This is a genomic window from Curtobacterium sp. ISL-83 (assembly GCF_018613895.1).
Classification (GTDB): Bacteria; Actinomycetota; Actinomycetes; order Actinomycetales; family Microbacteriaceae; genus Curtobacterium.
Map to the genome: position 1 here is coordinate 413,571 of NZ_JAGGPH010000007.1, position 14,148 is coordinate 427,718.

A 14,148-nucleotide genomic window follows, 5' to 3' on the forward strand; every position below is an offset into this window, starting at 1 on the left:
GAGGGGGAACGATGAGCATCACTGGAACACAGCCTGTCGGGGGACGGACCGGCGTCGGAATGGACGTCGACCTCGGTCGACGCATCGAGGAGGCCTTGCGCGCTGCCGGTCACCGGACGGTGGTCATCGGGGGGTCCCGGTCGATCAGCGGCGTCGAACTGGAGCGCACGACCCGGGTGATGGCCCGGCGGCTGATGGACGGTGGAGCCGGTCGCGGAGGCGTGGTCTCCATCCGGCAGGACGACCGGACGGACGTGATCGTCTCGGTCATCGCGACACTCCGTGCCGGAGCAGCGTTCTGCGTCGTCCCGCGCTCGTACCCGGAGGAGCGCGTCGCGATGATCCACGACGCGATCTCGCCGGTCCACGTGTTCGAGGAGCCGCTCAGCGTTGAGGAGCACCTCGGCGATGCGGCGGCGACGGAACACGACGGTGCGTACCTCCCGGTCCGTGAGCCCAGTGACCTCGCGTACGTCATCTTCACCTCCGGTACGACCGGGGTGCCGAAGGCGGTGCAGATCGCCGACCGTGGCGTGCACTACATCGCCGACCGCCCGGAGCTCTACCACGGCGGCGTCATCGGTCAGCTCGCCGCGATGCAGTTCGACGCATCCGTGTACGAGATCCTCGGCGGTCTGCTCAACGGGCTCACGATCCGGCTGCTCGACGTCGAGGGGCTCGTCAGCCCGGGCGGCGACGAACTCCTCGCCTCGGTGGACACGCTCTTCCTCACGACACAGTTGTTCAACCTGCTGTCCGCGAGGTCGCCGGATGCGCTGGCGTCCGTCGGACTCGTGCTCTTCGGCGGCGAGCGGGCCTCTGCACCGCATGTCCGGGCCTTCGCGGGACGGACGTCGCTCCTCCACGTGTACGGACCGACCGAGACCACGGTGTTCGCGACCGCGTGGCCAGTCCGAGGCGCCTTCGACGACAACGTCCCCATCGGACACGCGATCGACGGTGCCACGGTGCTCGTCGTCGACGACGCCGGTGACCCGGTCGTCGAGGGTGAGGGGGAGCTGCTGATCGGCGGCGCCGGCCTGATGCTCGGCTACCGGGACATCGCGACCGCCGGAGACCCCGTCACGGAGGTCTCCGGCGTGAGGTACTACCGCACCGGCGACCGCGTCGCCCGCCGGTCCGACGGCCTCCTGACCCACCTCGGTCGTCGTGACCGCCAGGTGAAGGTCTCCGGGTTCCGGGTCGACCTGGCGGAGGTCGAGGCGGCCGCCGCTCGGCTCGACGGGGTCGAACAGGCCGTGGCCGCGCATGTCGACGGCCAGCTCCGGGCCTACTACACCGGGATGTCGGGCAGCGCCGAGGTCCGAGACGGGCTGCGCGCGGTGCTGCCCCGCTACTCGGTACCCGTCGTCGAGCGGGTCAGCCGGATCCCGCTCACACCGAACGGGAAGACCGATCTCGGGGCGCTCGCCGCGGAGGCGGTGCGGACTGCCGGCGCCGACCTCGTCCTCAGGACCGTCCGAGAGGTCCTGCAGGTCGACGTGGCACCAGATTCGGTGACGTTCGTGGAGCTCGGTGGCGACTCCATCGCCGCGATGGACGTGGTCTGGCAGCTCGACAAGGCCGGTGTGCGGGTCGACGTGCTCGACCTGCTGACCTTGCCACTGGGGACGGTGTGCCGTGCACGCTGAGACAGCGCTCCCCGCCGAGCTGTCCGAGGCCGAGCGCGGCATCGTCATCGCGTCCCTCGGGGCCGGGCGGCCGGGGACGTACGACATCGCGTTCACCCTTGCTTTCCGGTCCGGCGTGGACGTCCCGCGTCTCCGCGACGCCGTACGGGGGTTCGCAGCGGCGAACCCCTGGACCCGCCGCCGCTACACCCGCGATGGGCGATCGCTCCGCGCCGTCCTCCACGACGCCCCGGTGGTCGTCGAGGACGGATCCGACGTGATGCGGACGCCCCTCGACGTGCTCGGCGGTCCACTCGTCCGGTTCGGCCTGACGTCACAGCTCGGCACCGGGACCGTCCACCTGGACGTGCGGATCCACCACTCGCTCGCGGACGGGATCGCCGTCGCCCTGGTACTCCGCGCGCTGTTGGACACGTACCGGACCGGGCAGGCCCCGGTCCTCCCCTTCGGCCTGGCTGACCCGGTCGTCGCAGCGGCGCTCGTGGACCGGAGGCTCGAGGAGGCGTTCACCGCCGCCGTCGTGGCGAAGCGCACCGACACCGGTCGTCCCACGCGCGTCACCTTCGACTGCCCGGACCGGGCGCCGGCGGACTTCACCGGCGGGGTCGTCCTGGCGCTGGCACGGTGGACGGGGGTGGAAGGCGTCTGCGTGGCATCGCCGGTCCTCGGACGCCGTCTCGAGCAGATGGGACACGTCGGGTCGTTCGTGCGCACTGTCCTGCTCGAGTTCCCGCGGACGACGGGCACCGCTGCCGACCTCGGGAACGCGGCGGTGACGGCGCTCCGGCAGGAGGCGTTCTCCGGTCGCTCGACGCTCAGGCCGGTCCGGTTCCCCGTGGTGATGGTCGACCGCAAGACCACGTCGATGCTCGATCGGGAGCTCGACCGGGAACTCGACGTCGTCCTGCTGGACGACCCGTTCCGCCAGACCCGGAAGTACCCGCTGCACGTCAGTTCGTACGGCGTCCGCGGTACGCAGACGATCACGATCGAGGGCGACGGTTTCCCACCCGGAACGGTGGAGGTCCTCGCCGATCTCATCCGCTCTGAACTCACCCTCGCGACCACCACGCCGCGCACCACGGCACCTGAGACCACCGGAGGAACCCTGTGACCGAGACGACCCAGGAAGGACGGGTCCGTTCGGACCTCGTCACCTGTATCCGGGACGTGGCCGAGTGGCACGGACTGATCGAGGACGACACCGAGCTCGCCGACGTCGGACTCGACTCCCTCGCCCTCGTCGACCTCCGAGACGCACTCGAACGCGACGGCCTCGCTGTGCTCACGTTCTCCGACTTCTTCACCCACCACACCGTCGGCGCGCTCACCCGCCGGATCCTGTCGCTCCGAGAGGGAGACCGATGAAGCTCAGCATGCAGTTCCCGGGCCAGGGGATCGTCCCCGGCCCCAGGACACGTTCCCTCTGGGAAGCCCCGGCCGCTCGTGCGGTCTGGGCGGAGGCGGACGAGGTCCTCGGCGAACCGACCTCGGAGTGGGCGTCGCAGGACCTCGGGCGGGACACGCGACGTGGGCAGCTCGTCTCGGTCATCGGTTCGCTCGCCACCTTCGCGACGTGGCTCGACCGGGTCGGGGTCCTGCCCTCAGTCGTGCTCGGCCACAGCGTCGGACAGATCGCGGCCGTCGGCATCGCCGCCGGTTTGCCGACCGAGCAGACCCTCCGGCTCGCCGCCATCCGTGCCGAGGCGATGCAGCGCGTGGTCGACACTGCACCACCCATGGCCATGGCGGCGCTCATCGACCCGCCGCGAGACCTCGAGGCCGTCGTCGCCGACGTGGACGACGTCTGGATCGCAAACCGCAACGGTCCCACCCAGGTCGTCGTGAGTGGCAGCGCCGCCGCGGTGGACGCACTCTCAGCCCGGGTCGCGACCAGGGTCGTCCGGTTGGCCGTACCCGCGGCGTGCCACACACCGCTGATGGCCGATGCCGCAGCCGAGTTCGCCGAACGGGCGGCTGCGGTGCGGCTGGACCTCACGCCCGGAGCCACGGTGATCAGCAACGTCACGGCCGCCCCGCTCGACTGGACGTCGCTGCTCGACGAACTCACCAGGCAGATCGAGGCGCCGGTGCTCTGGGAAGGCTCCGTCCGGGCCGCTGCCGAACTCGGCGCACAGGTCGTGATCGACGCATCCCCGAACGGCGTCGTGGGACGGATGGCGAGCGCCGAGGGCACCAGGACACTGCCGGTCGCCGGACCGGAGGAGCTCGAGACGGCAGCCGTCGACCTCCTGCACCTCGCCGAGGCGGAGACGCACTACGACCTGCCTGCACGAGCCCTCGGCGCGATCGTCTCGACGCGGAACCGGAACGAGGACGACGCCGACTACCGGGCGACGGTCCTGCCCGCGTACCAGGCCATCCGGGCGATGGTGGGCAAGCCGACCGACCTCGACTCGCTGATCGTCCACCTCACCGCTGCCCTGGAGGGGAAGCGTGTCGACGCAGCCGAACTCGCTCGGCACGTCGGTGCGCTCCGCTGGCGGTCACGATGGGCATGACGGACACCGTCTCGGTCATCGGCATCGACGTCAGGGTGCCCGGGTCGGACGACCTCGCCGGGCTCCTCGACACGCTCGGCCGTGCCGTCGTCCGGCGAGGTGCGTTCGGCGTCCGTCGACTGCGCGACGCCCTGCTCACCACCGAGCCGGAGGAGCACCACCTCGGTTCGTACCTCGACCGGATCGACGCGTTCGACGAGACACGGTTCCGGATCGCCGGACGGGTGGCGGAGGCGATGGACCCGCACCAGCGTCTGTGCCTCGAGTCGTCCGCCGACGCGATCGAGGACGCGGTCGCCAACGGTGCGGAGCGGACCCGGCGGATCGGTGTGTACGCGAGTGCCTCTGCGGCACAGCTCGGTGCCTACGAGCGGCTCCAGCGAGCGGCAGGTGGTTCCCCGGACGTCCTGGCCGTACTCGCGCCCTCACTCGCGGCGCGGGTGAGTCACGTCCTGGACCTCAGCGGCCCCGCCGTCGTCGTGGACACCGCCTGCTCCTCTGGGCTCGTCGCCGTGGCGCAGGCACGCCGTGACCTCCTCGCCGGAGCGGTCGACCTCGCAGTCGTCACCTCGGCCAACCTCCTCGTCGTCCCTGGCGAGCGTGGGACCGAGGTCATCGACGTCGTCTCCGCCGCGGACCGGACGCTCGCCTTCGACCGAGCCGCCGACGGGGCGAGCGTCGGGGAGGGGGTCCTCAGCGTCGTCCTCGGTCGGACCGGCGTCGTCGGTCGTGGGTACGGGGTCGTCTCCTCCATCGAGGTCGGCCAGGACGGGAGGACCCCGACGATGGCCGCGCCCAGCCCGACCGCGCAGACCGAGCTCGTCGACCGGGCGTGGGCAGCTGTTGACGGCGCGCTCCCGCTCGCCGTCGTGGCGCACGCGACGGGGACCACGGTCGGCGACGCCATCGAGTTCGAGTCACTTTCGCGAGTCTCGGCGTTCTCCGGGTGTCGTCCCGGATCCGTGGGCATCGTGACGCCGAAGTCGAGCCTGGGGCACCTCGATGCTGCCTCCGGGCTGCTCGGACTCGTCGTGGCGCTCGGCGTCGCGACGACGGGTGTCGTGCCGCCCGCCGCGTCGTTCGTCGCACCTCGCGACGACGCGCAGTTCGTCGAGAGCCCCTTCTACGTCCCCGCCGGGACCGAGCGTCGGCGTCCCGGCGCGGTCGGCGTCAGTGCGTTCGGTCTGACGGGCACCATCGCGCACGCCGTCGTCACGCCGGGAGTGCTGCAGCCGCGCCCGCGCCGGGCACCCCGGCAGGTCGGCGCACGCCGTTGGTTCCGATCAGCGCGCAACACCTTCGCTGACGGCACGGCGATCGACCTCGGGTCGTCCTGGGTGTACGTCGTCGACGTCGCACCGCAGCTCGCGTGGGAGATGGTCGAACACGTGGTCGACGGACGGCCGATGCTCGTCGGGTCGAGTCTGGTCGAGCTGGTCCACCGAGCGCTGTCCGGGTCTCCGTTCGACAGCGGCACGACGCAGCTGACCGACGTGGTCATCCTCGAACCGGTGGCCGCCGCGTCGACCGTGACGCTGTCCGTCGAGTTGGACCGTTCCGGTGCGGGGATCGTGCGGTTCCGCAGCGACGACACGGGATCGCGCACCTGGGCGACCTTCCGGGTCCACGAGACGCCCGTCGCGCCCTCCACGGCGGTCACCGTCCCGGAAGCAGGCCTCGTCGTACTGGGACTGGACACGGTTTCGGGTGATGACACGGCTGCGGTCTCGGTCTCCGAGCGCTGGCAGGTCGGGATCCGGCTCGCGTGGGACCCCGAGTTCCGGTGCGGTGTCCTCCACGCACGTCCGAACGCGAGTGACGCGGCGAACGCGCGGACCTACGACTTCTACCCGGCCGTCCTCGACGCCGCGCTGAACGCCCTCAACGCGACGTTCGAGCCGACGAGCCTGCTCTTCCCGTGGTCGACTGGTGCCCTCTGGTTCGACCGTTCGGGGTTGTCCGACGGCGAGGTCGTCGCGTCGATACGGGAGACCGATCGTGTGCGCACCGCTCGTGGTGACGTGGTGCTGACCGTCGACGTCGACGTCCGTGACGCCTCGGGTCGTCTGCTGCTCGCCGCACGCGACCACCGTGTCAAGAACACGGTCGAGGGCGCCGTGGTCCCTCCTCGTGGCGACGAGCGGATCCCTGGCGGAGGACGCTGGCACGACATCGTCCCCGTGGAGGTGCCGAGCCTCGGCGGTCCCGTCGGGGGACGCCGGTCCGTCGTCGTCGAGGCCCCTGCGACGAGCCAGCCGCTCGCGGAGGCCTGTTCTCGGTTGGCAGACCACCTCGTGCAGCTGAACCGGTCTGCTCCGGTGGACGTGGTCGTCGTCCGGGCTGAGGGCGCCTTCGGCATCGCCGCACCACTCGACCCCTCCGTTGCTGCGCTCGCTGCCACGGCGTACTCGATGCGGACCGAGGTCGGATTCGACGTCGCCGTCGTCGACGCCACGGCCGCGGCGCTCGCGGCCATCGAGACCGACACGATCCCGGTGGGGCTGGTCGGGGTCGACCCGTCAGGCCGCGCCCACGCCGTCCGGTCCGTCCCCGTCCCCGAGCCGGCGCAGGCACCAGCACCGACGGGCACACTGCTCGTCCTCGGCGCGAGCAGCGGTATCGGTCATGCCTGGGCCGAACACGTCGCGGGGTCCGGACGGCGCCGGGTGGTCCGCGCGGCGCGGCGTAGCGCAGCGCCCGGGTCGACACCGTACCGCCGGGCGGACGTCGTCTCAGCGGCGGACCTCGCCGCGCTCCACCGCGAGTTCCCTGACATCGACCAAGTGGTCTCCTTCGCCGGGGTGCCGGCGAGCGGTCTTCACCTGCACACCGACCTGGCGGCGTTCGACGCTGTCCTCGCGGCGAAGACGACCGGTGCGAGGAACGTCCTGTCCGAGTTCGGTGCCCACGCCGACGTGGTCCTCGTCGGGAGCGTCGCGGCGTACTCGGGGGCCCTCGGCCAGGCGGAGTACGCGGCTGCGAACGCCTACCAGCACGCACTGGCGCGGTCCGAGGGTGCTCGATCTGTCCTGCTCGGTGGGTGGTCCGAGACCGGTATGGCCGCGGGACGGGGCGACGACGTGTTCGAACGGGTCACCACGTCGCTCGGACTCGCCGAACTGGACCGGTTCGCCGCCTCAGGACTCGCCGCTGCGGCTGTCTACGGACTCGGGGCCGGCGGGACCGCTGCCGGCGCGGTCTTCGACGACCGCCCGGAACCGACACCGGTCCGGCGGTCCGTCCCGACCCGGGCGCCGGCCCCGTCGGTCGTGGGCGGGGGAGGCGATCCGCGGGCGCAACTCGAGGACACCCTCCGGCGCGCTTGGGCTGAGGTCCTCGGTGACATCGCCTTCGATGCCGACCGGAGCTTCTTCGACTACGGCGGAGACTCCGTCTCGATCGTCCGACTCGGTGAGGTCCTGGAAGCGCACCTGCCCGGGGTGTTCGACGTGACGTCGTTGTTCTCGAGTCCGACGATCGCCGACCAGATCGAGCACGCACAGACTCGAATCGGGTCGACCACCAACCACGACGTCGTCGACGTCACCACGATCCAGGAACTGCTGCGGCAGGGGGGAGCCTGACGATGGAACTGGCACAGTACATCTACAAGCAGATCGCCGAGGGGAAGCTCGATGAGCTGACCGGTCGGAAGTACCTCGAGGAGGCGCTCCCGGACGATGTCGCCGTCGTCGGGATGTCCTGCGAGTACTCCGGAGCGCCCGACCTCTTCTCTTTCGAACGCATGCTCAGAGCGGGTCGGAACGGGTTCGCCCCGTTCCCTGAGGGTCGGAAGGAGTACTTCCCGCAGGGCCACCGGTACCTCGCTGAATCCGCCGCGTTCCTCGGGGTGGACCCCGCGACCGTGTTCGACCGCATGACCGAGCAGCGCGGCTCCTACCTCGACGACGTCGACGAGTTCGACGCGGCGTTCTTCGAGATCCCCGAGGCGGAGGCGCGGTACATCGACCCCGCTCACCGACTCGTCCTCAAGCACGTGTTCCTCGCACTCGAACACGCGGGTGTCACTCGTCAGCAGATCAAGGGCACGCGGACGGCGGTCTACATCGGCAAGGACCGCTCCGTCGACGGTTCGTACGCCAGCGAGATCGAGAACGACTCCGAGCTCATCAACGCCGGCACCTGGGAGGGCATCCTCGCGAGTCGGGTCAACTACCTCTGGGACCTCACCGGTGGTTCGCTCGTCGTCGACACCGCCTGCTCCTCGTCGCTGGTGGCGATGCACATCGCCCGGGGAGCCCTGACCTCCGGCGAGGTCGACACCGCCCTGGTCGGCGGTGTCGCACTCGGGCTCGCGCCGCGGCAGGGTTCCGTCTTCGGCGACCGCGGGGGGGTCGAGACCGTCCGCGACTACCTGACCGTGTTCGACGACCAGTCGCGGGGGACGATCTTCGGCGAGGGTGCCGGGATCGTCGTCCTGAAGCGTCTCCGCGACGCGATCGCCGCGGGCGACCACGTCTACGCGGTGCTCCGTGCGTCGGGGATCAACAGCGACGGGCGGTCGAACGGGCTCACCGCGCCGAACCCGAAGGCGCAGGCGCGACTCATCGAGGAGACGTACCGGACGGCTGGCATCTCACCTCGGTCGATCGGGTACGTGGACGCACACGGTACCGGTACCAGGCTCGGTGACCCGATCGAGGTGCGCGGGCTCACGGACGCCTTCCGGAAGGGCGGGCGTGACGACTTCGGCACCTGTGCACTGACCACCCTGAAGGAGAACGTCGGCCACACGGTCGGTGCCGCGGGCGTCGGCGGCGTCATCAAGATGAGTCTCGCGCTCGACTCCGGTGTGGTGTTCCCAGCGAGCGCGTTCACCGCACCCAACGACTTCGTCCGGTTCGCCGACACGCCGTTCTACGTGCCCGACGGCCTGCAGGAGTGGCCATCCACCGGCGGCCCTCGACGCGGGGCGGTGAGCAGCTTCGGGTTCTCCGGTACGAACGCACACGTAGTGCTCGAAGCCGCGCCCGGACAGCGGCACGTCGGATCCACCGAGAGCCACGGTCCGTTGCCGTTCCTGCTCTCGGCACCGACACCGGAGCAGCTCCTCGACCGGATCGATGACCTCCTGGACGCCCGCGGCCAGCTCGAGCGCCTGGCCCTCGTCGACGTCGCTGCGACGCTCGTCGGCCGCCGGGAGCGCTTCGACGAACGGCTGGGCTTCACGGCGTCCGACCACCGCGGGTTCTTCGCGGCGCTGACGAACGCACGTCTCGCCGTGACGGACCCGAGCGGCTGGCGTCCGGAACGCGGGGAGTTGCACCGGGGCACGGCCAGCACCCGGACAGATCAGGAACGCGCGACCACGGCGTTCCTCATCGAGCGGTCCGCGACGGTCCCGGGGATCCTGACCACGGAGGATCGGGTCCGGCTCGCGGTCGCCGGGGCCGACGAACTCCTCACCGTCGCGGAGGCCCCGGGCGGCCACGTCGTCGGTCTCCCCGGACTGCGCCTCCGAGGTGAGCGCCTTTGGGCGACGGTCCGGCAGTACGCGATCGCGCCGCCGGCGGCCGCGTCCTTCGGCACGCCGGTCGATGGTGTGCTGATCGGCTCGCAGGTCCTCGCCGGCCCGACGGTGGACCTCTTCACCGTCCACCTCGACCTCACACGTTGGTGCGTCGCCGACCACCGGATCGGTGGCCTCCCGACGCTCTCCGGCACCGCCTACACGCAGCTCGCCGCGGATCTCGCTCGCCACTACTTCGGGACACCCTCCTACGAGCTCACCCGCATGACGTTCCGGGGGCTCCTGCAGGTCGAGCACGAGCGGACGGTGTTCGTCGAGGTGCGACGGGGCGAAGCCGGCCGGCTCGAGGTCGAGGTCTTCGTGCGCGAGGGCACGGCGAACACCGCGTTCGCGACGTTCCGCATCGCGCCGTCCACAGAGCAGTCCCCGGTGGCTCCCGTCGCTCCGTTCGAGGCCGCCGAGCACGCGGACCTCGAGGGCCACAGCAGTGACATGCTCTCCTTCTCGGGTCGCTGGGACACGACCGGCCGTCCGCTCGGTCTCCGGCGCCGCGACGACCGGGTCATCGAGACCGAGCACCGGCTCGACCCGATGTTCACCGAGGACCTCGAGGCCTGGGACCTCTCCCCGGCCGTCGTCGACCTGCTCGCCGGTGCGATGAGCTGGGAACGCGGCGTCGCCGTCGGGCGTCAGTTCCTCCCGCTCTCCTACGGGGCCGCCCGTGCGACCGGTGCTCGTCTGACCGCCACGAACCGGGCCCGCACGACACTGCGATACGACCCGGAGGCGGACCCGCGCGTCGTGTCCGCAGACGTCACCATCCTGAACGACCGTGACGAACTCGTCCTGGCGATCGACCGGTACTCGATGCGCGAGTACGTCGCCGGTACGTCGCCCAGCCGTGCCGAGGTCGACCTCCACCCGATGGGTGTCGAGGCTCCCGCTGGCGGGCTGCCGACGGGCGAGGTCGTCCTGCTCGTGGAGGACGACGACCGGGCTGCCGTGCTCGCTCCTATCCCGGTCGAGGAGCGGGATCGCGTCAGCTTCCTCGCTCGTTCCGGCCTCGACGACCCGTCCGCCGGACGCGCCGATCACCTGGTGGTCGTGCCGCCGCGAGTCCCGTCGGACCCCTCGTCCGTCCGGGCGGCAGCACAGGACTTCCTCGAAGTCGCCCGTGCGCTGCCGCGCCTGGTGCGGTCCGGCGGACAGGTCGTCGTGCTCGTACGGGCCGGACTCGGAGCGCTCGGCGACCACGATGTCGATGCGATGGACCATGCGCGCATCGCGGCCGTCCGTGTCGTGGAGGCGGAGAACCCGGGCTTGCGGCTCACCGTCGTCAGCGATGTCGAACTCGATGTGGCCCGTGCACTCGCGATCGCTTCGGAGGAGCTCTGGCAGGGCAGACGCGCACTCGTGCGTGACGGCATGCTGTACGGGGAGTTCCTCCGGATGCCGGCAGCGCCGGGAACGGCTCGGAGACTGCCCGAAGGCTCGACGGTGCTGGTGACCGGTGGGTTCGGCGGGATGGGCGTCGAGTACCTCGAGGCGCTCTGGCGTGACCACGGCGCTTCGGCGGTCGTCGTCGGACGTCGCGCCCTGGACGTGCTCAGATCCTCTGACTCGGAGGACGACCGCCAGCGTGCGGGGCGGGTCGACCTGCTCGTCGGCGAGGGGATGCGTATCGACTTCGCGGCGTGCGACCTCGGTGACGCGGAGGCGTTCGGCGCGCTGCTCCGGACGGTCGAGGCGTCCCACACCATCGCCGGGGTCGTCCACCTCGCCGGCGTCCCGGAGGCCGGCATGCTCTTCCGCAAGAGCAGCGCGGACCTCGACCTGGTCTTCGGGCCGAAGGCGGTGGCCGCCTCGGTCGTCGCGGAGCACTTCGTGGGGCGCATCCCGGAGCTGTTCCTCGCCGCCTCCACCATGACGACGCTCGCGGGTGCGCCCGGCCAGTTCGGGTACACGCTGGCGAACGCCTACCTCGAGGGGATCGCCCGCAGCGGCGTCGGACTCGATGTCACCCGGTGGCCTGGTCTCCAGGACACCGGGATGGCTCTGCGCTTCGGGGTCGGCGACGCACCGGACGAGTCGTTCCTGCTCGCGCCGCTGCGTTCGGCCGACGCGGCCGGGTACGTCGCTGACTCCATCCGTCGCCGGGGCACCGACACGGTCGTCGGACGCCTGACCGACACCGGGGCAGCGGCCCTCGCCGCGACGATGACCGTGCCGGGTCTCGACGAGCCCGCCGTGGAGGCACCGACGGCCGCACCCGGCGCCGGGGCCGGCGACCTCGTGATCAAGGACATCGCCGAGATCGAGATCGTCGGGGTCGACCGACCGCTCGACGAGCTGGAGCAATTCGTGACGGTCCTGTTCGCGAGCATCCTCGAGGTGGACCGGGTCGATGTGACGATGAGCTTCACGGACATGGGTGGTGACTCACTGAAGGCGTTCAGCATCTACACGCCACTCGTCGAGCAGCTCGACGTCGACCTCGAGGTCGCGGACGTGTTCGTGTACCCGAGCGTGCTCGAGCTCAGTGGGCACGTCCGGGAGCTCCAGGATGCCTGAGCACGTCGTCCGGATCGCTGCGACCGTCGCAGCGATCGCCAGCGGTTCCCGAGCTGGGTCCTCAGCGGTCGCCGCCGACGCGGGCGCGGTGTGGTCAGCGCGGATGCCGCAGCTGCTCCAGGAGGTCGGCGCGCCGTCGCGGGAACCGAACCACTCCGCCCACGGCTTCTTCTTCGAGGATCCGCGCAGGGCGTTCCCGGCGCGCAGACTCGACGAGCCGGGGGCGGCACCGTCGGCTACCGTCGACCGGATCGCCACGAGCATGCTCGAAGCGCTCGCTCGCACGGTCGAGCGCCCGGGCCATGTCGCGCTCGGTCTCGCCGGCGACACGGTGCAGTTCGAATCGGTGCTGCTCGGGGTCGGTGCGGTGCTCGAACCGGCGACACTCATGACGTCGGCAGACCCGCTCGCCGCTGGGATCCGCGCCGATCTCGGTGGGATGCCCTCGGTCAGTCGGCACACCGCGGCGTCCTCGAGCGGTATGCACGCTCTCGTCGCCGCTGCTGGTCGCGTGGCGACGGGGGCCGACGAGAGGGCGTTCGCAGTCGCCGCGAGCGCCGCGGACATGCCGCTGCCGTTCCCCGTCGTCGAACTGGGTCGCGGTGCCGACCGGGATGAACTGCCGTTCCATCCGGACTCGGATGGACACCACTACGCCGAGGGCGGGATCGGTTTGGCCCTCGTCCGGGGCCGTCCAGAGCCGGGCACGCTGCGGGAGGATGACCGCTGGTTCGCGATCCGGGGGTGGGCCTCCGGTTCCTTCGGGACGGCCGTCGTCAACCGTCATGTCGTCGCCGCCACGGTCGAGCGAGCCCTCGAGACCGCGGGGGTCCCCGAGCACGATCAGGTCTTCGTCGACCTCTACGGGCGTGGCAACCCGATCGACGACGCGGCCGAACTCAGTGCGATCGCCCTCCTGCGGCGGCGTCGGCCTGGCGTCCGTGCCGGGTACCTCAAGGGTGACGCCCACTACACGGTCGGCGCGCACGCGCTCCGTGGACTCGTGCGCCTCGTCGAGCGCAGTCGGGACGGTGCGGGGGGAACGATCCACCTCAGCAGGAACCACCTCGTCGGGCGCTCAGGGGTACAGCTCGACGCCGACCCGGAAGGGATTCGCTGGTTCGTGTTCCCGTCGTACTCCGTGCGCGGGGACTGCACTGTGCTGGTCGTCAGGGAGGAGCGCGCATGAGTGCGACCATCCTCGGTCTGCCCTTCGCCGGAGCCCAGGCCGATCCGTTCCAACGCGTCCGCGCGGCCCTCCCCGAGGAGGTCCGGCGGAACTTCCGGACGCACACGTACCCGGGTCATGGACGTCGCGCCTCCGAGCCGTTCGCGTCGACCGTCGCCGCGATGGCGGACGACGTGGTCGCAGCGACCCGCTCCGACCCACCGGTGCACCTCGTCGGATGGAGCATGGGGGGCGCGGTCGCCTACGAGGTCGCTGCACGGCTGATGGACGCCGGCTCGCCCGTCGCGTCCGTCACGTTCCTGGCGTGCGCTCCGCCGCCTGAACTCGCCACCGACGGGCTCGACCTCGGGACGGACGACCTGTTGCTCGACCACTGCGAGCAGTTCGGCCTGGTGGACCGGACGATGTTCGCCGACGCCGGGCTCCGACGGCTGTTCCTGCCGGCGCTCCGCAACGACATCGCAGCCGTGGACCGGTACGCCCGGGAGGACCGCCGCGGGCTCCTCGCCGACACGACGTCGATCGCAGTCGTGCAGGGCAGTGCAGACCGCACGGTGACGACGAGTTCGGACTGGTCGGCGGTCGGCGGTCGCGTGGTGCTCCGGCGCACGCTCGCCGGCGGGCACTTCTTCCCACAGGACCAGCCGCAGGAACTCGCGACCCTCTGGTCCGAGTTCCTGCTGACGACGACCACTGCACGATGACCGACACCGAGGTGACCGA

General features: G+C 71.1%; 8 protein-coding genes. All 8 read left to right on the plus strand.

The window, feature by feature from the left end; all coding sequences use genetic code 11:
• Positions 1-11: 11 nt before the first annotated feature.
• The 8 genes from J7E22_RS06485 to J7E22_RS06520 are packed head-to-tail and all read left to right on the plus strand — an operon-like array spanning position 12 to position 14,129.
• On the plus strand, positions 12-1,652 hold the full coding sequence (locus J7E22_RS06485) for a non-ribosomal peptide synthetase (protein WP_214979991.1): 1,641 nt from the start codon (positions 12-14) through the stop codon (positions 1,650-1,652).
• Positions 1,642-2,766, plus strand: a complete 1,125-nt coding sequence (locus J7E22_RS06490; protein ID WP_214979993.1) for a hypothetical protein — start codon at positions 1,642-1,644, stop codon at positions 2,764-2,766. Before J7E22_RS06485 ends, J7E22_RS06490 begins: the two co-directional genes overlap by 11 nt.
• The gene (locus tag J7E22_RS06495) at positions 2,763-3,020 is read left to right on the plus strand and encodes an acyl carrier protein (protein ID WP_214979995.1); all 258 of its coding nucleotides are present in this window, start codon (positions 2,763-2,765) and stop codon (positions 3,018-3,020) included. Before J7E22_RS06490 ends, J7E22_RS06495 begins: the two co-directional genes overlap by 4 nt.
• Positions 3,017-4,174, plus strand: coding sequence for an ACP S-malonyltransferase (locus J7E22_RS06500; RefSeq protein ID WP_214979997.1), 1,158 nt, complete (start codon positions 3,017-3,019; stop codon positions 4,172-4,174). Before J7E22_RS06495 ends, J7E22_RS06500 begins: the two co-directional genes overlap by 4 nt.
• Complete coding sequence (locus J7E22_RS06505; RefSeq protein ID WP_214979999.1) at positions 4,171-7,758, plus strand: SDR family NAD(P)-dependent oxidoreductase; 3,588 nt, start codon at positions 4,171-4,173, stop codon at positions 7,756-7,758. Before J7E22_RS06500 ends, J7E22_RS06505 begins: the two co-directional genes overlap by 4 nt.
• Positions 7,759-7,760: 2 nt before the next feature.
• Positions 7,761-12,236: a beta-ketoacyl synthase N-terminal-like domain-containing protein gene (locus J7E22_RS06510; RefSeq protein ID WP_214980000.1), complete on the plus strand. Its 4,476-nt coding sequence runs from the start codon at positions 7,761-7,763 to the stop codon at positions 12,234-12,236.
• Complete coding sequence (locus tag J7E22_RS06515) at positions 12,229-13,425, plus strand: hypothetical protein (protein WP_214980002.1); 1,197 nt, start codon at positions 12,229-12,231, stop codon at positions 13,423-13,425. Before J7E22_RS06510 ends, J7E22_RS06515 begins: the two co-directional genes overlap by 8 nt.
• Complete coding sequence (locus J7E22_RS06520) at positions 13,422-14,129, plus strand: thioesterase II family protein (RefSeq protein WP_214980004.1); 708 nt, start codon at positions 13,422-13,424, stop codon at positions 14,127-14,129. Before J7E22_RS06515 ends, J7E22_RS06520 begins: the two co-directional genes overlap by 4 nt.
• The last annotated feature ends 19 nt before the right edge of the window (positions 14,130-14,148 follow it).